The 24,044-nt window shown below is 67.7% G+C and carries 21 protein-coding genes; 6 read left to right on the plus strand and 15 right to left on the minus strand.

Features of this window, described 5'->3' with window-relative positions:
- Positions 1-72 precede the first annotated feature (72 nt).
- From IP83_RS00955 to tsaD, 3 genes are read right to left on the minus strand one after another with little or no spacing between them, the layout of a single operon-like run.
- Positions 73-1,581: a lipopolysaccharide biosynthesis protein gene (locus tag IP83_RS00955; RefSeq protein WP_054120399.1), complete on the minus strand. Its 1,509-nt coding sequence runs from the start codon at positions 1,579-1,581 to the stop codon at positions 73-75.
- Positions 1,574-2,581: an NAD(P)H-dependent glycerol-3-phosphate dehydrogenase gene (locus IP83_RS00960; RefSeq protein ID WP_054120330.1), complete on the minus strand. Its 1,008-nt coding sequence runs from the start codon at positions 2,579-2,581 to the stop codon at positions 1,574-1,576. Before IP83_RS00960 ends, IP83_RS00955 begins: the two co-directional genes overlap by 8 nt.
- Positions 2,578-3,627, minus strand: a complete 1,050-nt coding sequence (tsaD, locus tag IP83_RS00965) for a tRNA (adenosine(37)-N6)-threonylcarbamoyltransferase complex transferase subunit TsaD (protein WP_054120331.1) — start codon at positions 3,625-3,627, stop codon at positions 2,578-2,580. Before tsaD ends, IP83_RS00960 begins: the two co-directional genes overlap by 4 nt.
- 45 nt (positions 3,628-3,672) lie before the next feature.
- Between tsaD and hemC the strand changes: the two genes are divergently transcribed.
- From hemC to IP83_RS00980, 3 genes are read left to right on the plus strand one after another with little or no spacing between them, the layout of a single operon-like run.
- A complete protein-coding gene (hemC, locus tag IP83_RS00970; protein ID WP_054120332.1) occupies positions 3,673-4,617 on the plus strand; it encodes a hydroxymethylbilane synthase in 945 nt (314 codons plus the stop codon).
- Between the two features lie 10 nt (positions 4,618-4,627).
- On the plus strand, positions 4,628-5,320 hold the full coding sequence (locus tag IP83_RS00975; protein WP_054120333.1) for a uroporphyrinogen-III synthase: 693 nt from the start codon (positions 4,628-4,630) through the stop codon (positions 5,318-5,320).
- 26 nt (positions 5,321-5,346) lie between these two features.
- Positions 5,347-6,234 carry a hypothetical protein gene (locus tag IP83_RS00980; protein ID WP_231624854.1) on the plus strand — a complete coding sequence of 296 codons (888 nt, stop codon included), beginning with the start codon at positions 5,347-5,349 and terminating at the stop codon, positions 6,232-6,234.
- On the opposite strand, the gene IP83_RS00985 is transcribed toward IP83_RS00980, so the two are convergent.
- Together IP83_RS00985 and IP83_RS00990 are read right to left on the minus strand one after the other, a co-directional pair.
- The gene (locus tag IP83_RS00985; RefSeq protein ID WP_054120335.1) at positions 6,231-7,454 is read right to left on the minus strand and encodes a UbiH/UbiF/VisC/COQ6 family ubiquinone biosynthesis hydroxylase; all 1,224 of its coding nucleotides are present in this window, start codon (positions 7,452-7,454) and stop codon (positions 6,231-6,233) included. The two genes, IP83_RS00980 and IP83_RS00985, sit on opposite strands and share 4 nt — an antisense overlap.
- Positions 7,451-9,145 carry an alkaline phosphatase family protein gene (locus IP83_RS00990; protein ID WP_054120336.1) on the minus strand — a complete coding sequence of 565 codons (1,695 nt, stop codon included), beginning with the start codon at positions 9,143-9,145 and terminating at the stop codon, positions 7,451-7,453. The genes IP83_RS00985 and IP83_RS00990 overlap by 4 nt, the downstream gene beginning before the upstream one ends.
- A gap of 172 nt (positions 9,146-9,317) precedes the next feature.
- On the opposite strand from IP83_RS00990, the gene IP83_RS00995 reads away from it, so the two are divergent.
- Entirely contained in the window at positions 9,318-11,390 is a 2,073-nt protein-coding gene (locus IP83_RS00995; RefSeq protein WP_054120337.1) for a protein-disulfide reductase DsbD, read from the plus strand.
- 119 nt (positions 11,391-11,509) lie between these two features.
- Here the strand turns inward: IP83_RS00995 and IP83_RS01000 are convergent, their stop codons facing one another.
- The 3 genes from IP83_RS01000 to IP83_RS01010 all read right to left on the minus strand — a co-directional run bounded on the left by IP83_RS01000 (position 11,510) and on the right by IP83_RS01010 (position 15,253).
- Positions 11,510-12,277 (minus strand): SDR family NAD(P)-dependent oxidoreductase, encoded by a 768-nt coding sequence (locus IP83_RS01000; protein WP_054120338.1) that lies wholly within the window; start codon positions 12,275-12,277, stop codon positions 11,510-11,512.
- Positions 12,274-14,565, minus strand: a complete 2,292-nt coding sequence (parC, locus tag IP83_RS01005) for a DNA topoisomerase IV subunit A (protein ID WP_054120400.1) — start codon at positions 14,563-14,565, stop codon at positions 12,274-12,276. Before parC ends, IP83_RS01000 begins: the two co-directional genes overlap by 4 nt.
- A gap of 76 nt (positions 14,566-14,641) precedes the next feature.
- Positions 14,642-15,253, minus strand: a complete 612-nt coding sequence (locus tag IP83_RS01010) for a TetR/AcrR family transcriptional regulator (RefSeq protein ID WP_054120339.1) — start codon at positions 15,251-15,253, stop codon at positions 14,642-14,644.
- A gap of 93 nt (positions 15,254-15,346) precedes the next feature.
- Here IP83_RS01010 and IP83_RS01015 point away from each other — a divergent pair, with 93 nt between their 5' ends.
- Positions 15,347-16,525, plus strand: a complete 1,179-nt coding sequence (locus IP83_RS01015) for a dipeptidase (protein WP_054120340.1) — start codon at positions 15,347-15,349, stop codon at positions 16,523-16,525.
- Between the two features lies 1 nt (position 16,526).
- Here IP83_RS01015 and IP83_RS01020 read toward each other — a convergent pair whose 3' ends face one another.
- The 5 genes from IP83_RS01020 to IP83_RS01040 all read right to left on the minus strand — a co-directional run bounded on the left by IP83_RS01020 (position 16,527) and on the right by IP83_RS01040 (position 21,581).
- Complete coding sequence (locus IP83_RS01020) at positions 16,527-17,330, minus strand: enoyl-CoA hydratase/isomerase family protein (protein WP_197274236.1); 804 nt, start codon at positions 17,328-17,330, stop codon at positions 16,527-16,529.
- A gap of 95 nt (positions 17,331-17,425) precedes the next feature.
- Complete coding sequence (locus tag IP83_RS01025; protein WP_054120341.1) at positions 17,426-18,613, minus strand: DUF11 domain-containing protein; 1,188 nt, start codon at positions 18,611-18,613, stop codon at positions 17,426-17,428.
- Between the two features lie 513 nt (positions 18,614-19,126).
- Positions 19,127-19,459 carry a 2Fe-2S iron-sulfur cluster-binding protein gene (locus tag IP83_RS01030; protein ID WP_054120342.1) on the minus strand — a complete coding sequence of 111 codons (333 nt, stop codon included), beginning with the start codon at positions 19,457-19,459 and terminating at the stop codon, positions 19,127-19,129.
- Positions 19,460-19,461: 2 nt separating this feature from the next.
- The gene (locus IP83_RS01035) at positions 19,462-20,535 is read right to left on the minus strand and encodes a cysteine desulfurase family protein (RefSeq protein WP_054120343.1); all 1,074 of its coding nucleotides are present in this window, start codon (positions 20,533-20,535) and stop codon (positions 19,462-19,464) included.
- Positions 20,532-21,581 (minus strand): cysteine desulfurase family protein, encoded by a 1,050-nt coding sequence (locus tag IP83_RS01040; RefSeq protein WP_054120344.1) that lies wholly within the window; start codon positions 21,579-21,581, stop codon positions 20,532-20,534. Before IP83_RS01040 ends, IP83_RS01035 begins: the two co-directional genes overlap by 4 nt.
- Positions 21,582-21,735: 154 nt before the next feature.
- On the opposite strand from IP83_RS01040, the gene IP83_RS01045 reads away from it, so the two are divergent.
- Complete coding sequence (locus IP83_RS01045) at positions 21,736-22,392, plus strand: alpha/beta hydrolase (protein ID WP_054120345.1); 657 nt, start codon at positions 21,736-21,738, stop codon at positions 22,390-22,392.
- Between the two features lie 40 nt (positions 22,393-22,432).
- On the opposite strand, the gene IP83_RS01050 is transcribed toward IP83_RS01045, so the two are convergent.
- Positions 22,433-23,194: an SDR family NAD(P)-dependent oxidoreductase gene (locus tag IP83_RS01050; RefSeq protein ID WP_054120346.1), complete on the minus strand. Its 762-nt coding sequence runs from the start codon at positions 23,192-23,194 to the stop codon at positions 22,433-22,435.
- Between the two features lie 130 nt (positions 23,195-23,324).
- A complete protein-coding gene (locus tag IP83_RS19780; protein ID WP_156309521.1) occupies positions 23,325-23,981 on the minus strand; it encodes a hypothetical protein in 657 nt (218 codons plus the stop codon).
- Positions 23,982-24,044: the final 63 nt, after the last annotated feature.

Genomic DNA, 24,044 nt, shown 5'->3' on the forward strand with positions numbered 1-24,044 from the left:
GCCCCCGGTGGCAGGACACGGCTTTACCCGTGAATGGCGACTGAACGTGCCTCGCGCGCGGCGAAGCGAAAGTCAGAGTGTCTGCTTGCGGAACAGGATGCGGTCTTCCGGGCCGAACCCGCGCCGCCAGATCACCACGCCGTAAACCCCGAGAATGGCGGGAATACCGAACGCCAGCTCGACCCATTCGGGGGTCAGTTTGGCCGCAAATCCTACGACGACAGCGGGCGCGGCGGCCCAGATCAGCGGCCAGCGCCAGTTGCTGATTCGTTCGTGCAGGATACTGCCGAGCAGCCAGGCCTTGACCAGCGACGCACAGGCCAGCGCAATCGCCAGCGCCGCCGCCGCGCCGGCCGCCTGCATCAGCGGATCAAGCCCCGCCCGCCGCGCCGCCAGCATGAAGCCCACCGTGAGCGCGCCTTGCAGCGCGATGGTGCCGAGGCTGATCCAGAGGTTGCGGACGCGCGCGACGTAGATCAGCGCCGCCTCGCTCACCACGGCTGTCGCGGCGGCGACTTCGGCGGCGAGGAGCAGGGCGAGCGCGGCGGTTCCGGCGACGAAGTTCGGCCCGACCAGCCCCATCACCGCCGCGCCGGGAATGCCCAGCGCCAGCGCCACCCCGGCCTGCGCCGCGATGATCCAGAAGCCCACCTGGCACACCTGCCGCGCCACCGCCGGAAAGTTTCCGCTCTGCAGATTGCGCGTGATGACGGGGCCGAGGATCGGCTCGAAACTGGTCTTGAGCTTCTGCGGCAAAGTCGCGACCTGCTGCGCGACGTAATAGATGCCCACGACTGCCGGAGGCGCCTGGAACACGCCGAGGAGGAACAGATCGAGCTTGCGCGTGCCCCATTCGACTGCGTCCGCCCCCGCGAGCGGCAGATTGCTCGCCGCGAGGCGCAGGAGGTCGATCGGACGCGGCGACCATTGGCGCGGCACACCATAGCTCCTGAGCAGCGGCACGAAGGCGGTCAAGGTCGCGGCGAAGATCGAGGCGACATAGGCGAGGATCAGCCCGCTTTCGCGCAGACCGATGACCCACATGCCGACGAGCCAGACAAGGCCGGCGACGATGGACAGCGTCCACGGCTCCACCACCGAGCGTGCCCGAACGGTGGCGCCGACATCGAAGCGATAGGCGAGCGCGGCCAGCGCGATATCGCCGAGCGCGATGGGCAGGACGGTCAGCGGCAGCAGACGCTGCAGCGGGGTGAAGTGCCCGCTCGGGAACATAGGCGCGGGGAAGATGTAGAGCAGCGCGGCGAGCACGGCGGAGACGAAGCCCGAGAGGAGCAGCGCATCGGCCACCACTTCTGCCGCATCCCGGTCATCGCTGGCGAGTTGCTGGGCAAGACCGCGCTTCTGACCCAAGGTGGCAAGCTGTGCAGCGAGTTCAACCGCGATGGTTGCCGAAGCAAATCGCCCCAGATCCTCCGCACCATAGAGCCGCCCGGCGATGAACAGGAACGGGATGCGCGCGGCAAGCCGCAGCAGGAAGCCGAGGAAATTGGTGCGTCCGCCCTTGGCCAGCGCGGCGATATCCTGCTGTTCGGCGGACAGGGGGGCGGTCGCTTCAGCCAAGCGGCGCCTCCGCACGGAGCGGGCGGGCGAGCAGCTGCGCCACCAAGGCTCGCGGCGAGATCGTGCCGTCGAGCAGCGCGGCGACACCTGCGGCAATCGGCATCGCGATGCCGTGTTCATCCGCCACGCGCACCAGCACCGGCGCGGTGAAAGCGCCTTCGGCTACCGTGCTGCGTTCGGCCAGCAAGGCTGCCGCGCCGCCGGTCCGATCGCCCTGCTGGCCGAGCGCCATGCCGAGCGCGAAGTTGCGGCTTTCGGATGAGGAGCAGGTCAGAACGAGATCGCCGAGGCCGGATAGCCCGCTTAGCGTCTCGGCCTCGGCACCCATCGCAAGGCCGAGGCGCTGCATTTCGGCAAAGCCCCGGCTGATGAGGGCCGCGCGGGCATTGGCGCCGAGGCCAAGGCCCTCGACCACGCCGCAGGCAATCGCGAGCACGTTCTTGACCGCGCCGCCGATCGAAGCGCCGATCACGTCCGCCGAGTAATAGGGCCGGAACGCGGGCCGCGCGATCACCGGCGCCAGCCGCGCCCACTGCGCCTCGCCGCCTGCACAGGCCAAGGTGACGGCGGTGGGCAGCCCGTCCGCCACTTCATGCGCAAAGGTCGGGCCGGACAGCACGGCCAGCGCCGCGCCGGGCGCAGCGGCGGTCGCCACGTCGCTCATCAGGCGGCCCGAGCCTTGCTCGATCCCTTTGGCACAAAGCACGATGTCGGAACCCTGCGGCGCCAGCTGGCCCAGCACGGCGCCGAGATGCTGGGCCGGCGTTACCATCAGCAGCACCGGCAGCGCGGCAAGATCGGCCAGCGCGCCCGTTGCGCGGATCGTGGGATGCAGCGCAGCGCCGGGCAGGAAGCGCGGGTTGCGGTGCCCGGCGTTCACCGCCTCCACCACATCGGCCTCGCGCGCCCAGAGCAGCACGTTGCGGCCATCACTCGCGAGCATCTGCGCGAGCGCGGTGCCCCACGCGCCGCCGCCAACGACTCCAACCGCCGCGCTCATGCCTTGACCCCCGCGCCGCGCACCGGCTCGGCATCGGGATCGAGCGGCCAACGCGGGCGGGCCACGGTGTCGAGCGGATCGGTGAGGCCGGCGGCAAAGCGCTCGGCCCCGGCCCAGCCGATCATCGCGGCATTGTCGGTGCACAGCTTGGGCGGCGGCGCGACGAGCGGCAGGCCGGCTTCCTCGGCGAGGGCTGTCAGCGCGCCGCGCAGGCTAGCGTTAGCCGCGACTCCGCCCGCGACCACCAGCGCCGTCACCGGACCAGCCGCCGCCATGGCCCGCCGCGTCCGGTCGATCACGCAATCGATCGCGGCTTGCTGGAAAGAGGCGACGATGTCTTCCGGCTTGTGCAGCCCCGCATCGCGCGCGCGCATCACCGCGCTCTTGAGACCAGCGAACGAGAAATGGGGCTCCGCGCTGCCCAGCAAGGGACGCGGCAGCGGGACCGCCTTGGCATCGCCCTCGCGCGCCAGTCGTTCGACGGCAGGACCGCCCGGAAAACCAAGGCCGAGGATCTTCGCCGTCTTGTCGAACGCCTCGCCCAAGGCATCGTCGATGGTGGTCGCGAGGCGGCGATACCGGCCAAGGCCGCGTACTTCGAGGATCTGGCAATGCCCGCCCGAGGCGAGCAGCAGCAGATAGGGAAATTCCAGCCCCGGCTCTGCCAGCCGGGCGGACAGCGCGTGGCCTTCAAGGTGGTTGACCGCGAGCAGAGGCTTGTCCGCCGCCATCGCCAGCGCCTTGGCGGTGACAAGGCCGACCATCACCCCACCGATCAGGCCCGGCCCGGCGGTGGCGGCAATCGCGTCCATCTGCTCCAGCGTAAGCCCTGCCTCCTCCAGCACCGCGCCGACCATCGGCGCGAGCGTTTCGACATGGGCGCGCGCGGCGATTTCCGGGACAACGCCGCCATAGGGGCGGTGTTCCTCATCCTGCGAGGCAACGCGCTGCGCGACGATGCGCGCGGCGAGCGTCGTGCCCGCCCCGTCGATCACGGCGACGGCGGTTTCGTCGCAAGAGGATTCGATGCCGAGGATCAAGGCCATGGGACACTTTCCCTTAGAGACATTCCCGGTTACGGCAAGTGACGCATGACTACGCCCGTAACACCGTCCGCCGCCAACCCGCTCAAGCTGGGCACGCGCCGCTCCCCTCTCGCGGTCGCGCAGGCCGAGGAAACCCGACGCAGATTGTGCGCCGCGCATGGTTGGGACGCGAGTTTCGTCGAACTCGTGACCGTGGTGGCGAGCGGCGATCAGGTGCTCGACCGGCCGCTGGCGGAAATCGGCGGCAAGGCGCTGTGGACCAAGGAACTCGATGCCTGGCTCGCGGATGGCAGCATCGATTTCGCGGTCCACTCGATGAAGGATGTCGAGACCGAGCGGCCCGAAACACTGATGATTGCCGCTGTCCTCCCGCGTGAAGACGTGCGCGACGTGCTGGTGGGCGCGGAGAGCGTCGCGGCCATTCCGGCGGGTGCGCGCGTCGGCACCAGCGCCCCGCGCCGCGCGGCGCAGATGCTTCATGCAAGGCCCGATGTCACTGTCGTCGGCTTCCGCGGCAATGTCGCGACCCGGCTCGGCAAACTGGAGGCGGGCGAGGCGGATGTGACATTGCTGGCCGCAGCTGGCCTCAACCGGCTGGGCGAGACAAGTGTGGGCAGCCCGCTCGACCCCGAAACCTGGCTTCCCGCGCCGGCGCAAGGTGCCATCGGCGTCGAATGCCTCGCCGCGCGCACCGACATTGTCGCGCTGCTGAGCGCCATCGACCACAAGCCGAGCCACGCCGCGATCGATGCCGAGCGCGGCCTGCTGCGCGGGCTGGGCGGCACCTGCCACAGCCCGATTGCGGTGCTGACCACGGCGGAGGGCGACACGCTGACCGTGCGCGCGGCGCTGTTCAGCCCCGATGGCGCGGAGCGTGTCGAAGCCAGCGCCACCTTCCCGGCGAGCGATACCCAAGCCCCCGCCGCGCTGGCACACGCACTCCTGAGCAGCGCGCCCGAGGCGATCCGCCGCCACTTCACCGGCAGCTGAGGCCGCCGGGATGCGCCCGGTCATCGTCATCCGCCCGGAACCGGGAAACGCCGCGACGGTTGCCGCTGCACGCGAGCTGGGCCTTGAAGCACACGCCTTCCCGCTGTTCGATATGGCCCCAGCGCCGTGGACCGCGCCCGATCCTGCGCCTTACCGCGCCTTGCTGGCAGGCAGCGCGAATGTGTTCCGGCTTGGCGGTGAAGGGCTGGCGCGGCTGACGGGTTTGCCCGTCCACGCTGTCGGCCCGGTCACGGCCGAAGCGGCGGGTGCTGCAGGTTTTCGTGTGGAACGGATTGGCGAAGGTGGCCTGCAGCCGATGGTCTCGGCGCTGCCACCGGGGCGCTACCTGCGCCTTGCGGGCGAAAAGCGCGTGCCGCTCGCGATGCCGGACGGCGTCGAGGTTGACGACATCATGGTCTACGCCGCCGCCGGTCTGCCGATGCCGCCCGCCCTCGCTGAACTGCTCCTGAAACCAGCGCTCGTGCTGCTCCACTCCGGCGAGGCGGCAGCCCATTTCGCCGCAGAATCGGCGCGGCTTGGCGTCGAGCGCGCGGGCGTCAGCCTCGCCTGCCTCGCATCGCGAATCGGGTTAATGGCGGGTGAAGGTTGGCAACATATTGAAATTGCACAGACACGCAGCGATCAAGCAGTGCTGGCACTCGCCGTTCAAATGTGCGACAAAGTGTCACCAGAAGGACACTGACAACAAAAAATGATCCTATGCAGGACATGACCTTTGGCTCGCCCCTCGCCATGCAGCGCTCCCGTTCGGGACGCGGGCGTGTGGTGCTCGTTGTCCTTTTCATGCTTGCGGTGCTGATGGCCGGCGCGTGGTACGGCTGGAAAACCGGCTGGCTGGAAGTGCACGTCTCGGGCCTGCCCGCGAGTCCGGTTCCCTCGCCCTACGCCTCGATGTCGCAGGCTGCGGCGCAAACAACCGCCAATCTTGCCGCGACTGATGCCGCACTCACCGCCGCCGCTGCCAAGGTTTCCGCTCTCGAACAACGCCTTGCCGAGCTCAACCAGCAGGCGGTAGCTGCCGCCGGGCAGGCGAGCCAGGCCGAAGCGCTGCTCGTCGCCTTCGCCGCCCGCCGCGCCATCGAACGCGGCCAGCCGCTGGGATACCTCGAGGCCCAGCTGCGCGTGCGCTTCGGCAACACCCAGCAGGCTGCGGTAGACCGCGTGATTGCCGCCGCCCAGAAGCCCAATACGCTGGCGCTGCTGAATGAGACCTTCGAGAAATTGAGCCCCCAGCTGATCGGCGGCGCGGCCAGCGAAGGCACGTGGGAATGGATGACCCGGCAGATGAGCGAGCTTTTCGTCATCCGCCACGCCGACACCCCCTCCCCCACCGCCGAAAGCCGCGCTGCGCGGGTGCGGGAAGCGCTGGCCGGGGGCCGCATCGACGTCGCCATCGCCGAAGTCGAACGCATGCCGGGCAAGGACGCCGCCACCGAATGGCTCGCCCGCGCCCGCGATTTCGTCGCCGCCGAACGCGCGCTGGATCAGCTGGAAACAGCCGCGCTCTCGTTCCCGCCGACGCCGCCGGTGGCCAAGCCTGCGGCTGCAGTTGCTACACCGGCAGTAGCACCCGAGCCGAGTGATCCCGCCGTCTAGGCCGGCTGCAGCAGGCTGGGCAGCGTGCCGCTCATGCCGCGCGCCTCATCCATGAAGAAGCGCTTGAGCGCGGGCAGGCGCTGCACCCCAGCCATGCCGAGCCGCCGGATCGCGGAGGGAAGGCGCCCCGGCACGCCGAACAGCCGCGTGAGCACGTCGGTCGCCGCCGAGACCATGAAAGTATCGGTAGCGCGCCAGCGCTCGTAGCGCGCGAGGACTTGCGCATCGCCCGGATCAAGGCCGAGACGCATGCCCTCGGTCAGCACTTCGACGAGCGCCGCGACATCACGCAGGCCCAGATTGAGGCCCTGTCCGGCAATCGGATGCATGCCGTGCGCGGCATCGCCCACCAGCGCGAGCCGGTCCGAAACCATCTTCGCGGTGTGATGGAAGTTCAGGGGCCAGGACGAACGTGGCCCCATCAGGCGGACAGTGCCGAGTACATCGCCCATCCGCTCCTGCACCGCGCTGCGGAAGGCGCCGTCGGGCAGCGCCATCGCGCCGGGGGCGTCCTTCTCGCTGACGGTCCACACCAGCGCCGAGCGGTGGTTGCCGTCTGCATCATCGAGCAGCGGCAGCAGCGCGAAGGGGCCGGCGGGGTAGAAGATTTCCCACGCGACGTTGTTGTGCGGCTTCGAATGCGCGAGGCCCACGATCATCGCGCGGTGGCCATAGCTCCAGCGCGCAGGGGTGAAGCCCGCCTCGTCGCGCGTCGGCGAGGCGCGGCCTTCGGCGCCGACCATGAGGCGGCCCTTGATCACGCGGCCATCGGCCAGTGTGACGCTGACGCCATGCGCATCCCGCTCGCGCTCCGCCACGCGGGCATTGGGGAGGAACGTGATGAGGTCCTCCTTGGCCGCCGCGTCATACATCGCGATGCGCAGATCGCGGTTGGCAAACATGCGGCCCAGGGAGCCGTCGCCCGGTTCCGGCTGGAAATCGATGCGGCCGGGCTTCATTCCGTCGGTCACCGCGATCGAGTCGATCGGGCAGCCCAGCGGTTCGAGCGCATCGGCAAGGCCGAGATGACTGTAGAGATTCCAGCTCGCGGTCGAAATCGCCGAGGCGCGGCCGTCGAAGCCATCGGCCGTCTGCGCGGACGGGTCAGAGCTGTCGATCACCACGCTGGGGATGCCGGCCTTGGCGAGGCCGATGGCGAGCGTCATGCCCACCAGCCCGCCGCCGATGATCACGATGTCCGAGGTCAGGTTTGCGCTCAAGGCTTTGCTCCGCAGGTATCGCCCGTGCCTGCATCGAGATCGAGGCAGCGCCCGTCAAATGCCCCTGCGGGCACGGGGAGACCGATCAGTGCCGCAAGCGTGGGGGCGATGTCCACCGTTTCGACGGGGCTCGGCTGCTCGAACCCGGTCATGCCCTTGCGCCAGAACAGGATCGGGACGCGGCGGTCGTAGTCCCAAGGCGAGCCGTGGGTGGCGACATAGCCGGGGCCCGGGGTCGGGATCGGCACCACGCCGCGCTTCAGCATCAGCACGACATCGCCCGAAAGCGGCTTGTAGAACGAGGCCTTGGCGCGCGCGATCAGCGGCCATGTTTCCGGCGAGCCGCTGGGCGCGGGCGAGGCGGCGATCTCCTCGGCGGTGAAGGCGGCGGCGACGTCCGGATTGGCGAGGAGTTCGGCCTTCAGCGCTTCGAGCGCGCGGGCCTTGTCGGCGGGCGAGAGGTCACGCCGCAGCCAGATATCGCCCGAAGCGCCATCGGAGAGGACGAGGCCCTTGGCATCAAGGCCGGTCTTCGCCGCGACAGCCGCGCTCAGCGCTTCGGGGAGGAGCGACTTGGACACGCGGTGCGAGGCGGGGAGCGCCTGTTCGCCGAGGCGTTCGGGCAAGTCGAACCCGCCGTGATCGGCGGTCAGCACCACGGCATAATCGATCCCTCGCTGGTCGAGCGCAATGAAGAAATCGCCGAGCGCGAGATCGAGCTGCTGCAGCTGGATGCACATCTCGCTGCCTTCGGTGCCATAGGCGTGGCCGACATAATCGGTGACCGAGAGGCTGACCGACAGCACATCGGGAGTCGGCCCCTTGCCGAGCTTGTTCTCGTCGACGAGCTCGGTGGCAAGATCGACTGTCGCGCGGTCAAGCCGGGGCGAGGCGCGGAAAGCATTCTTGTCGCCCGGCGCCAGCGCGAAGCGGCCAGTGCCGACGGTCATGGTCCCGGCGGTCACCGCGCGGGACTTGGCGCTGCACCAGTCGGGCAGCGGGAGTTCCGGCGCGCCTTGGGCCAGCACATCGGCCAGCGCCTTGTTTTCATTCAGCGCAGCGGGCGTCAGCGGCCGGCCATCGAGCGAGGTGAAGCCGGCGCCCTTCCACCAGTAGACGCTGTCGATCACGTGCCCGCCCATCATCAGCGCGGCGCGGTCCTTGCCCGAGACGGCGACGTTGCGGCTGGTGGGCCAGAGCGCCTTGACGCGTTCGCCCAGCGTGGGGACGAGGAGATGGCCGACCGAGGCGACGTAGTCCTTGGGGTCTGCCGCCGCCTTGGTCTCGTCTTCGGCGCAATAGACCGTCTTCTTGGCGCGAGCGACGGACTGGTCGATCCAGGTGTTGGCGATGATCCCGGTGCGCGCGGGGTGCACGCCGGTCAGGATCGTCGAATGGCCGGGGCAGGTCTCGGTCGCCGCGTGGCTCTGGTAGCCAGCGGGGAACACCGCACCGGTGGCGAGGCGGGCGAGGCCGCCGGTGAAAAGCGACCGGTACTGCGCGAAGAGATCGGCAGAGAACTGGTCGATGGAAATTGCGACGATCAGCTTGGGGGCATTGGCGGCAGGTTGAACAACGGGGGCTGGTGCGGGCTTGGCAGCAGGGCGTGCGAGGCTGGCGTGCGGCAGGACCAATGCGGCAGCGAGCGTGGCCGCCCCCAGAGTGACGGACCGGAACGTGCGAAGCGCCATAGGGTAACCTTTCTCGGTACTTGGCCGAACCGGAGTCGCCTCCGCCACGCCCGGCCGCTGCGTGATGGCCCCGGCGACGTGCGCGCGCAAGGGGCCTTGGATGGCCGCCTGCCCGCAGAGGCATGCGGGCAGGCAGGTGGCCAAAGCGTCTGCAGTGGGATAGACAGGGCATATGGCATTTCTGCGTAATCTCCTTGTCCTGCTGGCGGCTTGCTTGCTGGCACTCACCGGCTCCACCGCGTGGGCGCAGGGGCCGCATATCCGCGCCTCGCTGCTGGCCGAACGCCCCGCGAAGCCCGGCGAGACGATCAGCCTCGCGGTGCTGATGCAGCCGGACAAGGGCTGGCATGGCTACTGGAGCAATCCGGGTGACGCAGGCCTGCCGGTCACGCTCGAATGGACGCTGCCTGCGGGCGCAGGCACCGGGCTGCTCGAGTTCCCGGTGCCGCAGACGCTGCTGGTGCAGGGCCTGATGAACCATGTCTACGAGCATGACTATGCGGTGCTCGTGCCGTTTACTGTGCCCAAGGATGCAGAGCCGGGCACCACCCTTCCCGTCAGCGCCAAGGCCAACTGGCTTGCCTGCACCGAGGCGATCTGCGTGCCCGAAAGCGCCACGCTGCAAGGAACGGTGACGGTGGGCAAAGGCCCGGCGGACGCGCGTTTCGATGGCTGGCGTGCTGCGCTTCCCGCGCCGCTTGATCGCCAGGGGACGTTCGCCGCTTCCGCCAGCGGATGGCGCATCGCGGTGCCCTTTCCGGCGAGCGCGGCGATCGGCGATCCGCATTTCTTCATCGCGGGCGAGGGCATCGCGGACTATGCCAAGCCGCAAGGCTTCAGCCGCGTCGGCGATACGCTGGTGATCGAACTCGCCCGGGCCGGCTTCCCGTCGCCCGAAGCCCCGCAGTCGATCAATGGCGTGCTGTCGCTTGGCATCAGCGCGAAGGGCGAGTCGCTGGGCGGCATTGCTTTCACGGCCGCGCCCGGCGCCGTGCCGACCGGCGGCACTCCCATCGGCAAGGGCAGCATGCCTGCAGCGTTCTCGGCGACAACCCTCATCTTGGCGATCCTGGGCGCGCTGGTCGGAGGGCTGATCCTCAACGTGATGCCTTGTGTGTTCCCGATCCTCAGCCTGAAGGCGCTCGCCCTCGCCCGCGCTGGGAGCCACAACGCGCATGTCGAGGGCGTGGCCTATACTGCGGGCGTGATGCTGGCGTGCATGGGGCTCGCCGCGGCGATGCTGGCGCTGCGGGCGGCAGGGACGCAAGTGGGCTGGGCATTCCAGCTGCAGGACCCGGGCGTGGTGGCGCTGTTGCTGCTGCTGGCGGTGGCGATCACGGCAAACTTTGCGGGGCTTTATGAACTGCCGGGCCTGTCGCTGGAAAGCGGTTCGGGCACGGCGAAGGGCGGCTGGCTGGGCGCATTCGGAACCGGTTTGCTGGCGGCGTTCGTCGCAACGCCCTGCACCGGGCCGTTCATGGCGGCTGCCGTGGGCGCGGCGCTGATCCTGCCGGCATGGGCGGCGATGGCGGTGTTTGCCGCATTGGGCTTCGGCCTTGCGCTGCCGTTCCTGCTGCTGGGCTTCGTGCCCGCGCTACGCCGCCTGCTGCCGAAGCCCGGCGCCTGGATGGAGCGCTTCCGCCGCGCGATGGCGGTGCCGATGGGGCTGACGGTGCTGGCGCTGGGCTGGCTGGCGTGGCGGCTGGGCGGACCGGTCTATGCGGGCGGAGCTATTGCGCTGGCGGTGCTGGTCGTCGCGCTGCTGGTGATGATCGGGCGGACGCAGCGGCGGGGGCTTTCAACGGCGACGTTCGCGCTTCCCGGCGGGATCGTGCTCGCTGCGCTGGCTCTCGCCGTCACGCCAAGGCTCGCCGCCGCTGGCCCCGGCACGGTCGAGGCGGGCCTGCTCGATGCCAAGCCGTTCAGCGAGGCCGCGCTGGCCGAGGCGCGGGCGCAGGGCAAGCCGGTGTTCGCCTATTTCACCGCCGACTGGTGCTTGTCCTGCAAGGTCAACGAAGCCGCTGCGATCGAGCGCGAGACGACCCGCGATGCTTTCAAGAAGGCAGGCGTGGTGGTGCTGGTGGGCGACTGGACGCGGCGCGATCCCAAGATCACCAGCTTCCTTTCGGCGCAAGGCGCGGCGGGTGTGCCACTCTACCTGTGGTACCCGGCGAAGGCTGCCGAGCCGCAGAAGCTGCCGCAGGTGCTGAGCGCGGATTTCATGGCGGGGCTGCCGGGGGGCTAGTTTCTCCATCGCGCCCAACCGCTCATGCTGAGCTTGTCGAAGCATCTGCCGCGACGGTCGTGCCAGCACCCTTCGACAGGCTCAGGGTGAGCGGTGTTGGGGTGGTTATAAGGGGGATCTTACAAGCTCTGCCCGTCGTCCACCGTGATGTGCGCGCCGGTGATCTGGCGCGAGGCGTCGCTGGCGAAGAAGATCATTGGCTCGTCGAGCGCGGTCACGTCGGTCAGGCGGCGGCGGGGCCATGAGGCGATCTGGGCCTTGCCGCCTTCGGTATCGAACCAGTCACCCGCGATTTCGGTGCTGATGTAGCCGGGCTGGATCGTGTTGACGCTGATCCCCAGCCGCACCCATTCCTGCGCGAACTGGCGGCCGAGGTGCTGGACGGCGAGCTTGGTGGCGGCATAGGCGGCATCGCCCTGCGCGGTCATGTGCGAGGTGATCGAGCCGATCAGGATGACGCGGCCCTTCTCGCTCTGCTTGGAGCCAGCCTTGATCATCCGCCGCGCGCCTTCGCGGGCGGTGAGGTAGACGCCGGTGAAGTTGGTATCGACGACCGATCGGATGCCTTCCGCCGCAACATCGACCGCACGGCCCGGCACCACGATGCCCGCATTGGCGACCACGACGTCCGGCACGCCGATGGCAGCCTCTGCCGCATCGAAGGCTGCGATGATCGAGGCTTCGTCGGTCACATCCATCGCGACAGCCAAGGCCTTGCCGCCGGCTGCGTTGATGGAATCCGCCAGCGCCTGAACCCGGTCCACGCGGCGCGCGCCGATCACGACCGCAGCGCCCTCGCCCGCATAGAGCCGGGCGAAATGCTCGCCGAGCCCCGAGGAAGCGCCGGTGATCAGCGCGATGCGTCCTGCCAACCTGTTACCACTCATGCGAAAGGGTTCTCCTTGGGAAAGCCGGTGGGCGGCATGCGCCCGGCCGCGCCGCGCGCAACCTTCCAGGGGAGAAGGTCCTTCTCGGTGCGGGTCCGGCCGCTTTCTCCGCCCATCGCCCACGAAAGGCCATCCGCAAAAGTGAGCGTGGTAGCGTCTGCCATGCCGCCATCCTTGTAGCGCTGGAGCGTGACGCCCTGCCCCTTGGCGAGCACCGGCACTTCGCTGAGCGGGAAGATGACGAGCTTGCGGTTCTCGCCGATCACCGCGACGTGGTCGTGCTCTGCCGCGATTTCGCGCACCACGGCCAGCTTCACGCCGGGCTTGGTAGTGACGACGCCGCGGCCCTTGCGGGTTTCGGCCAGCAGCTCGTCCATTTCCGCCGCAAAGCCGCGCCCGCTGTTGGCTGCGAGCAGCAGCTGACCCTTGGGTTTGTAGACGATGACGGCGACGATCTGCGCCTCGGGATCGATATCGACCATCGTGCGGATCGGCTCGCCAAAGCCGCGCGCGCCGGGCAGCTTGTCTGCACCCAGGGTGTAGAACCGCCCGTTGTCGACCGCGAACAGCAGCTTGTCGGTGGTCTGGCAGTGGAGCGCGAAGGCGGGGCCATCGCCTTCCTTGAACTTGAAATCGGTATCGAGCGCGAGGTGACCCTTGGCGGCGCGGATCCAGCCGCGCGCCGAAAGGATCACCGTCACCGGTTCCTTCTCGATCATCGCGTCCATGCTGAATTCGCGCGTCGGCGCGGCTTCGGCGAGCGTGGTGCGGCGGCGACCGAGCGGGGTATCCTCCGCATACTCCTTGCGTAGCGCCTTGAGATCGGCCTTGAGGCGCTTCTTCTGGAGCTTGGGATCATCGAGCAGCGCTTGCAAATCAGCCTGTTCGGCGAGCAGTCCCTCGCGCTCCTTGCGCAGTTCCATCTCTTCCAGCTTGCGCAAACTGCGCAGCCGCATGTTGAGGATCGCCTCGGCCTGCCGGTCGGTCAGGCCGAATTCGGCCATCATCACCGGCTTGGGCTCGTCCTCGGTGCGGATGATCTCGATCACGCGGTCGAGATTGAGGTAGGCAATGATGTAGCCGTCGAGCAGCTCGAGCCGGTTCGCGATCTTTTCGAGCCGGTGGCGCGAGCGGCGCAGCAGGATGTCGATCTGCGCGATCACCCATTCCTGCAGCAGCAGCTTGAGGCCCAGCACGCCGGGGGTGCGCCGCGCATCGAGCACATTGAGATTGAGCCCGAAACGCACTTCGAGATCAGTCAGGCGGAACAGCGATTCCTTGAGCAGATCGGGATCGACATTGCGGCTCTTGGGCACGAGCACGATGCGGATCTGCGCGTCGCTTTCGTCGCGCACGTCTTCGAGGATCGGCAGCTTCTTGTCCGCGATGAGCGCGGCGATCTGCTCGATCAGCTTGCCCTTCTGGACCTGGTAAGGGATTTCGGAGAGCACGAGCTGCCACTGGCCGCCGCCCAGCTTCTCGATCCCCGTTTCTTCCCAGCTACCGTCCTCCTGCCGCCCGGTGGAGAAGCGCCCGCGCACGCGGATTGCGCCTTTGCCGCTTTCATAGGCGGCGCTGATTGCCGCGCGGCTATCGACCACAAGGCCGCCGGTCGGGAAATCGGGGCCGTGGAACACTTCCATGAGTTCGTCATGCGTTGCCGCCGGATTGTCGATCAGCCGCAGCGTGGCATCGACGATCTCGGCCACGTTGTGGCTCGGGATGTTGGTCGCCATGCCGACCGCGATGCCGCTCGAACCGTTGGCAAGGAGATTGGGGAACAGGCCCGGGAAGATCTCGGGCTCTTCCTCCTCGCCGTTATAGGTGGGGTGGAAGGTGACGGTGCCCTCTTCCAGCCCCGCCATCAGCCGCATCGCCGTGCGCGTCAGCCGCGCTTCGGTGTAGCGGTAGGCTGCGGCGTTATCGCCATCGATGTTCCCGAAGTTGCCCTGCCCCTCGACCAGCGGATAGCGCAGCGCGAAATCCTGCGCGAGGCGGACCATCGCATCGTAGACCGAGGCGTCGCCATGCGGGTGATACTTGCCGATGACATCGCCGACCACGCGCGCAGATTTCTTGAATGCGCCGGTAGGATCGAGCCGCAGCTGCTGCATTGCCCAGAGCAGGCGGCGGTGGACCGGCTTCAGCCCGTCGCGCAGATCGGGGAGCGAGCGCGCGGTGATCGTGGACAGCGCATAGACGAGATAGCGCTCCGACAGCGCGGCGTCGAAGGGCGCATCGACGATGGCGTCGAAAGGATCGGGCTCGGCTTCGGTGGTTTTGGTCATGGTGGCCACGGCCATAGCAAGCAGGACCGCCCCATGGGAACCGGGGAGAGCCCGGGTTTACCCCGATGTTTCGGGGTTACGCCCGCGCCTGTGCCAGGGCATCCCCGACATATCTGCCGACCAGCTGCGCCACGTCCGCCAGAAAGGCATCCCGGCCTTCCACACCGCGCGGAGGCAGGCCGCGCAGCGCGCCAAGCATTGCGTTCTGCGCGATGACGAGGACCTGCTCAAGCCGCGCGGAGGGCACCTCCGGCCAGGCGCGGGCGAACGCGGCGCCGACCTGCCGGGCGAGCGCCGTGCGGAGCGCTTCGGCCAGTGCGCCGCGCGGGCCCGGCTCAGGATCGAGCCGGGCCATGCACAGCGCTTCGGGATGCCCGGACTGGTGCGTCATCACCCCGGCGAGCAGGCGTACGAAAAACACCACGGGATCGGCCGCCGCCAGTTGTGCCATCAGCACGGGCGCCAGCGAGGCTTCGAGCGCGGCCACGCTTTCGACTTCCACCGCGCGACCGACATCCTCTTGCGAGGCGAAAAACTGGTAGATCGCCGCCGGTGAGAGCCCCGCCTCGGCGGCAATGCCGCGCAGGGTCATCGGCACATCGGACCGCGCCATCAAGGCGCGCGCCGCCGCGATGATCCTCTCGCGCGTGGCGATCCCGTTGCGGCGGACCGGGACGCGGACGGACACCTTATCTGAACACATGTTTGCATAACTCGCCGAATTATGTGAACAGGTGTTTAGATAAACTCATTCCGATTCTAGCGAAAGGGAAATCTGGTGATGGAAACACTGGTCTCGTTCGGCGGCTGGATCGCACTGGCGCTCGCCGGCCTTGTGATCTTGTGGACCGTACTGGTGCGCACGCAACTGCTCACAGCAGAGCACCTCTTCGGCACGCGCGCCCTTCCCGACCCGCCCGCAGTCTCCGGTTTGGCAAAGGAACTGCACAAGCGCCTTGTGGTTGCCGACATCCACGCCGATACCTTGATCTGGCGGCGCGATCTCCTGCGGCGCAGCACGCTCGGGCATTTCGACTTTCCGCGTATGGCGGACGGCGGTGTGGCGCTGCAGGGCTTCCTGGTGGTGACGGAGGCTCCGCGCGAGGTCATCGGCGGCGGGCTCACCGACAAGAGCGACCGGCTCACTGCGCTTGGCGTGTTTGACCAATGGCCGGCGCGCGCCATCACCCGGCAGGTCGACCGCGCGCTCTATCTGGGCAGCAAACTGGAGCGTCACTGCGCGCGTTCGCAAGGGCGCATCCGGATGATCCGCCGCAGCGGGGATCTCAGCGAACTGCTGAACCGCCGCGCGGGCGGAGAGGACGTGCGCGGCGTCTACCTCGGTCTAGAAGGCGCCGATGGGACAAACTACGATCCGCGCAATTTCCAGCGCCTGTTCGAGGCCGGCTTCCGCATGTCCGAACTGTGCCACTACACCGACACACCTTTCGCGGCCTCTTCATCGGGCCATTCGCTTGGCGGCCTCACGCCGCTGGGGCGGGACGCGGTGAAGATGATGGACGAACTGGGCATGGTGGTGGACCTTGCCCACGCCTCGCCGCGCACCATCGAGGATGTCCTCGCCATCGCCGCGCGCCCGCCGCTGGTGACGCACACCGGCAGTGCGTCCTGCCACGACGACCCCAAGTGCCTGCCCGACAGCCTGCTGCGCGAAGTGGTCGCAAGGGGTGGTATCGTGGGCCTCGGCTTCGTGCCGGACTATGTCGGCGGCACCGAGACCGACGCCGTGATGCGCGCGCTGGATCATCTCGTGCGAGTCGTCGGCCCCGAAGGCGTGGCGCTCGGCTCGGGCTTCTGTGCCTTGCCGCTGCCGATTGCGGTCAATCACTTCCCGCTCATCACCGAGGCCCTGCTTGTACGAGGGTATGACGAGGCTGCGACGACGCGGATCATGGGCGGCAATGCCGTGCGCTATCTGCTTTCAGCCCTGCCCGCCTGATTCAGCCCCCACCTGCCACTTCGGCGCTGAGGTCTGCCACGCGCAGTTCGGCTTCGCGGGTCTGTCCACCGAGATCGAGGAAGCGCTGCATCTTCGCGCGCGCGGTATCGCTGAACAGCAGTTGCTGGAACAGATCCGCCTCGATCCGGCAGCCTTCGTCCAGCGGCAGGGCCGAGGTTTCGATCGAGCGCTTGGCGAGCCGCACGGCCTCGGGCGGGAAGCTGGCGATGCGCTTTGCCAGAGCCGAGACGTGGGCATCAATGGCGTCCGCGGGCAGCGCGCGGTTGAGCCAGCCCCACTTCTCGGCCGTCTCGGCATCGAGGTCGCCCGCGCCGAGGATGATCTCGATGGCCCGCGCCCGGCCGACGAGGCGCGGCAGACGCTGCGTGCCGGTGCCGCCAGGGAGGATGCCGATGGGCACTTCCATCTGGTTGATCACCGTCTTGCCGATCACGCCGAAGCGCATGTCGAAACTCATCGACAGTTCCGCCCCGCCCCCGCCGACCCGGCCCTCGATCTGTGCGATGGTGACCTTGTCCATGCGCTGATAGCGCGCGCACATCTCGTGGTAGGTGTTGACTTCGCCGCCGGGTGCGGCGGGTGTATTGGACATGGCGATGAGCAGCGCCACGTCGAAATGGGCGAGGAAGAAATCGGGGTCCGCGCTCTTGAGCACGAAGACGAGCGCGGTCGGGTCGGCCTCCAGCTCGATGGCAAGCGCGGCCAGCTCCTGGAACAGCTCCATCGTGATGACATTGATCGGCGGCGCATCGACCGTGGCGGTAACCAGCGCGCCATCGCGCACGACCCGCAGCAGCTTTTAGGTATCATAGGCCATCACGTGCTCTCCCCTTGTTTTGGGGCAGCATAGGCGGGCACCGCCATGTCGCAACTGGCAGTCTAGTTGAGTACGGCGTCGAACGTGATCGCGAAGCTTGCGCCCGGCGCGAGCGACGTGGCGCTGGCGGTCAGCGTGCCGGGGACGAACGAGACGCCGTAAGGGTCGCTCTCGTCCGCCCCCGCCGCATCGTCATCTTCGATTGTCGTGGCCGTAGCGCAAGTACCGCCGCTGCGCGCGGAGCCGGCGGTGTAGGTGATCCCGGCGGGCAACAGATCGGTGGCGGCGACATTGCTGCTTGCGAGCGTGCCGGGATTGGTGACGAGGATGCAGTAGCGCAGCGCGGCACCGGGGATGGCCTTGGGATTCGACGCATTGACCGGGTCGGACAGCACGGTCGAGGTCTTGGCGACCACAAGCGCGGGGACGCGGGTGTTGGTGTAGGTGCAGGTGATCGCCGTCTCGGCGGCGCCGATGGTGAGGCCGTCCGCCAGGTTCGTATCCGCCGCGCCGGTGCAGGCGACGGTGCCGAAATAGCGGCTGACGTTCGCGCTCCCGAGCGTCTCGCCCAGCGTCACCGTCTCGCCCAGCACCACGGGCGTCGGCGTCGCGCTCGTTATCAAAGCGCTTGCCGTTGTGGCCGTAGCAGACAGCGTGCCGATGGCAGTGGCCCCGCGCGACACTGTGACGGTGGCGGTGTCGTTCACCGTCGCATCGGCCCATTGCTTGCGCAGGGTGACCCGGCCGTCGTTGTCGGTGATCGTATAGGTTCCGGTGCTCTGCACCGAAGCGCCGCATGTGGTGGTGTTGGCGATGGTGTAGCCGGTGCCCGCGCTGATCGAAAAGGCGATGGTTTCCGCCGTTTCGACCGCCGTATCGTCAACCACGTTGATGCCAAGCGCGATGGGGCTGTTGTAATAGGTGCCCGCCGGGATCGTCACGGTGAACGTCGCGGCATTGCCGGGCGTGGTATAGTCGCTGCCCCGCGTGGCGGTGCCGCCGGTGATGGTAACGATGACATTGATCGCGTTCGGCGCCGTGCCGGTTACCAGCAAGGTCGCCATGCTGACGTTCGGCACGCTTTCCGCGCCCGTGCTGCTGGCCGCCGAAATCTGCACGAAGGGCCTGAGGGTCAGCTGGATCGCATCGAGAAAATTGCCGAACGAGCCGGTATCGTTGGTCGTGAACTGCACCCGCTGGAGGCCCGATGCGCCGTTGTACGTCGCGCTGCCGGTGTTGACGTTCCACACCTGGTTTTGCAGTGGTGGACGACTGCGTTGCCAGTGTCTGGATCACCGTGCCGGTGCTCGACGCCACCTGAAACCGCGCGGTCTGGGTGGCGGGGCCGCCGGCGCGGGCGCGGTGCGCAAAAGTCCAGCCGAACGGCTCGCCGTTTATCAGGCAGATGTTCTGGAACAGCGTGCCATTGGTGTTGGCGTTCATTTCGGCAAAGACGTTGCCCTGATAGGACGGCACACCATTGAAATTGCTGTCCCACAGCTCGATCTCGCCCGTGGTGGAGCTCCACCCCTGTACCGAAGCAATCGGCAGGATCTCGAAGTTCGGTGTGCCCGGTCCCGCCGGATCGTTGGCTTCGAAGGAAGGGTTCTGCAGCGCGCGGAGCTGGGCCTGAGCGGGAGCAGCTGCCACCATCGCCAGCGCCAGCAGCAGCGCGCACGCGAACCGATACTGCAGCGCTTGACGCAAATTCGCTCCCCGGGGCGACCCTTGATCCGGGCCTAGGCAGATACCCCTAGCGCGGCTCAGCGGCCCTGCATATCCCGCGCTTCTTCCGGCACGCGCACTTCCAGCCCGTCGAGCGCATTGGTCAGGACGATCTGGCAGGAGAGGCGGCTCGTGCGCGTCACCCCGGCGGCGAGGTCGAGCATGTCTTCCTCGTCATCGCTGGCGGGGGCGAGCTTCTCGAACCATTCGGGCGTGACGATCACATGGCAGGTGGAGCAAGCCATCTGCCCTTCGCAGGTTCCTTCGAGCGGCAGCCCGGCGTTCTGGCCCACTTCGAGGAGGCGCGTGCCCGCTTCGGCCTCGCGCTCGATACGCTGGTCCTGCGCGGTGATGAAGGTGACCTTGACCATGGCTACAACGCTCCCTGCGCACCAACAGCCGCATGGATTGCGGCGGCGGCCCGTTCAAGATCCCCTGCCCTGGTATAGCGTCCGAAACCTATGCGGATCGCGGTTTTTGCTTCCCTGTCCGAAAGTCCGAGCGCGCGCAAGACATGGGAAGGCCGCCCGGACCCGCTGGCACAGGCAGATCCTGCAGAAAATGCGACGGTGCGGCAATCCGACATCAGTCGCGCGACATCGAGGCCTTCGCGGCGAATGTTGAGGTTGCCATGCCAGCGCTGCTCCGCGCTGCCGTTCAGCGTCCAGTCCGCGAAGAGGGCGCGGGCCTGTGCCCAAAGGCTTTCCACGTACTGTCCATCGCTTTCCCGCAGACTTGTGCACAGCGCTGCCGCCGCGCCGAAACCGGCACAGAGCGCCGGGGAAAGCGTGCCAGAACGCAGGCCCTGCTCCTGCCCGCCGCCGTGGATCAGCGGGGCAAGCGGGACGCCATCGCGCACCCACAGCGCGCCGATCCCCTTGGGGCCGTGGAGCTTGTGCGCGGAAATCGCGATCATGTCTGCATTCACCGGGGGCGCGAGCTTGCCTGCGCCTTGCACCGCGTCGCAGAGGAACAGGGCGCCTGCTGCATGGGCGGCATCGGCCAGCGCCTCGACCGGCTGGACCGTGCCGATCTCGTTGTTGACCTGCATGACGGCAACGAGACCCGTGCCTACGGGGATTGCGACATCCGCCGGCACCAGACCGTCCGAACCGACCGGCAGGATCGCGCAATCCGGATCAGCGAAGCGCGCCGTATCGAGCACGGCGGCATGTTCGATGGCGGAGACCGCCAGCCGCTTCGCCCCGCAGCCCAGAATGGCCAGATTGAGCGCCTCGGTCGCGCCCGAGGTGAAGATCACCCGCCCGCCCGGCGGCAACAGCGCGGCCACCTGCTCGCGCGCCAGTTCCACCGCCACCGCAGCCGCGCGCCCCGGGCGGTGCGGGCTGTGGGGATTGGCAAACCCGTCTTCACTCAGCCAGCGCAGCATGGCCTCGCGCGCTTCGGGGGCGAGCGGCGTGGTCGCCTGATAATCAAGGTAGATCACGCGTTGACCTCGGCCCACGCCGCGGCAAAGGCATCGAGGTCAGCAAGCGTGGTGTTCCAGCCGATGCTTACCCGGACCGTGCGCCGCGCCACCTCGGGATCGATGCCGAAACCCTGCAATACATGGCTGGGCTTCAGCGTGCCGGACGAACAGGCGCTCCCGGCAGAAATCGCGAACCCCAGCGAATCCATCCGGATCAGCATGGCATTCGCCGCCATGCGCGGCGCGGCGACGGCGAAGATGTGGCGGCATTGGAAACCCGGCGTCAGCACCTCACCGTGGCGGAACAAGGCATTCCTGAAATCGAGGCGCTGCTTGGCGGTGGTCTGCCAGCTTTCAAGGCCCCCCGCCTCCAGCGCGGCGGCAAGGCCAAGCGCTCCGGGCAGGTTCTCCGTGCCGTGGCGATAGCCGCGCTCCTGCCCGCCGCTCGGCTGAAGCATCGCCCAATCGCGCACCAGCAGCGCGCCCACGCCAATCGGCCCGCCCAGCTTGTGCGCGGAGACGACCAGCATGTCCGCATCGGGCAGTGCGCCCTTGCCAGCTGACTGCGAACAATCGGCAAGCAGCAAGCCGCCAGCCGCGCGGACCTGCTCGGCCAATACATTTTGAACCGACGGCATCAGCACCGTGCCGGTTTCGGAATTGATCGACTGCACCGCCACCACTGCGCGGCCGGGTGCCGCCAGCAAGGCCGCCAGCGCCTCGCCATCCGGCGCGCCATCGCGGATCGGCAGCACATCGGCGCCGGGCGCCGCGCGAAACACCGCATCGTGCTCCACCGCGCTGACGATCTGCCGGTCTGCCTGCGCCCGGCCCAGCGCGATCCCCAGCGCCTCGCTCGCGCCCGACGTGAAGATGACCTCGCCCGTCCAACCCAGCGCCGCCTTTACCCGCGCCCGCGCCTCCTCCAGCGCAGCCCGCGCCGCGCGGCCTGCCTTGTGCGGGCTCGAGGGGTTCGCCCAGTGCGCAAAGCCTTCGAGCATGGCCTCGTGCGCTGCGGGGAGCAGCGGCGTGGTGGCGGCATGATCGAGATAGATGGCGGGCATCGGGTGCGGAAATCCGTAGGCTGGCGGGAATGATTGCTTTTGAGGCAACCATTTCTATATAGCGGCCTCTCGCTTTTCCCAGCCCCGGCGTGGCGTGCGGCCCAAAAGCCCGAGCCTTGAACGCTACGCCCGGCCCGGCAGTTCAGGACAGTCCATGCCCGCAGTCATCTTTCCCGGTCCCGATGGTCGCCTCGAAGGCCGCTTCCAGCCCGCCACCCGCCCCCGCGCGCCCGTCGCGATGATCCTCCATCCGCACCCGCAGGCTGGCGGCACGATGAACGACCGCATCACGCAGGCGATGTACAAGACATTCGTCGCGCGCGGGTTCGCCACGCTGCGCTTCAACTTCCGCGGTGTCGGCCGCAGCCAGGGCAGCTTCGACAACGGCATCGGCGAGCTTTCGGATGCCGCCGCCGCGCTCGACTGGGTGCAGTCGATCCACCCCGAGGCGAGCACGACCTGGATCGCGGGCTACTCGTTCGGCGCGCTGATAGGCATGCAGCTGCTGATGCGCCGCCCGGAAATCCGCGGCTTCATCTCGGTCGCGCCGCCCGCCAACATGTACGATTTCAGCTTCCTCGCCCCCTGCCCCGCCAGCGGCATCATCGTGCAGGGCGCGGCGGATACGGTGGTGACGCCGAACGCGGTGCAGAAGCTCGTCGACAAGCTGCGCACGCAGAAGCACATCACCATCCACCATGATGAAGTGCCCCGCGCCAACCACTTCTTCGAGAACGAACTCGACGACATGATGCGCGCGGTGGACAACTACCTCGACATGCGCCTCGCGCCGGATTGCCCGATCCGCTGATCGACAGCCCCCTCCTCTTCAGAGGAGGGGGGGGTGCCGCTCAGAACTGCACGCGCTTGGTATAGCCGCCGTCGACGACGATGTTCGCGCCCGTCATCGCGAGGCACGCCGGTGACGCGACGAACACGATCGCGCGCGCCAGTTCCTCGCCTGTCGCCATCCGGCCGATCGGGATCTTGGCGAGCGTGGCGTCGTAGAACGGTGTCATCTTTTCCTTGATGTAGGCCCAGGGGCCATCCTCGGTCATGATCGGGCCGGGGGTGATGCAATTGACGCGGATGCCTTCGGGCGCGAGCGCCTGCGACAGGTCCGACGCATAGACCATGACCGCCGCCTTCAGCGCATTGTAGGGCTGCACGCCCATGAATTCCTCGACCGCGCCGGTCGAGCTCATGCAGATGATCGAGCCGGCATCGGACTTGAGCAGAAAAGGCTTTGCCGCTGCGACACCGCGCCGCATCGGCAGGATATCGGCCTGCATCACCGCATCCCAGCCGGCATCGCTGTCCTCGCCCAGGTTGGCCGAAGTGAAGCTGATGAAGATGTCGCAGCCGCCCAGCGCTGCCGCCGCCTTGTCGACGAACGCCGGTACAGCCTCGGGATCGGTGACGTTGAGCGCCTCTGCGTAGACGGTCACGCCGCTCGGCGCGAGTTCGCCGACGATCTTGTCGACCTTGACCTGCGTGCGACCGCAGACCGCCACGTGGCAGCCTTCCGCCGCGAGCGCGAGCGCCACCTGCCGGCCGATCCCGCCATTGGCGCCGACCAGAATGGCCTTTTTGTCCTTAAGCCCCAGATCCATTCGCTCGTTCCTTCTCTCTTCGTTGCGATGAGCGATAATGGGAACTGCGCGCCGATGCGGCCACTGCTGATTTGGGCAGGTTCTTGTGGAGATGCCATGCTCCCCTCACCAACGCGCCGCAGCCTGCGGCTCACTCTGTCCGGTGATTGTTCTCCAGTAACCAATGCCGGAAGGATCGCTCCAGTTCAGCTTTCCGGAACTGACATTCCGGCACAAGCTTGGCCTCGCTGAACGAGAACGTCTTTGGATCGGTAACAAGACCCAGATCCGAAAGCGCACGCCGGATTGCTCCCGCCGGATCGGCGAGAACATCCTCATAAAACAGTTCGCAGCAGACTTTGGGGATAGTCAGAAAGCTCTCGAGGAAGCAGTCCGCCATGATCACGGCACGAAGCGCAGCCTCGATCTCTTGCAGCGAGACATCGACAGGCCTTTCGTCCTCGACAGGGGCATAAACGTGATACTGGTTGGTCTTGCGCGCCATGGCAAGGCTTACTGCCTGCCGTATCCGGTTGCGTCGGCGCACCACGATCCATTTTGCCCGTGACCCGAATGCTAGGTCATGCAGGGCATTATCTGCCCTTGCGCAGCGGATCAGGACTGAAAGAGCCGAACACATGACTTTCGCCGAGCGTATCGCCTGCGGACTGAGCCAGAGCGCCGAGATGCTTTCAGCTACGTCGGCTGGGGTCGAACGATCATTGAAATGGCGAAATTGCTCTTTCGTCAATTCCCACGCCTCTCCTCCACCGGATGCATCGAGGGTGTAGGACAGGAGTTCAGCCACGTATGTGCTCCCGGAACGGACTTCGGAGGCGATGAACAGATATGTCGGCTCTGTCTGCGCAGG

Source organism: Novosphingobium sp. AAP93, assembly GCF_001296055.1.
Classification (GTDB): domain Bacteria; phylum Pseudomonadota; class Alphaproteobacteria; order Sphingomonadales; family Sphingomonadaceae; genus Novosphingobium.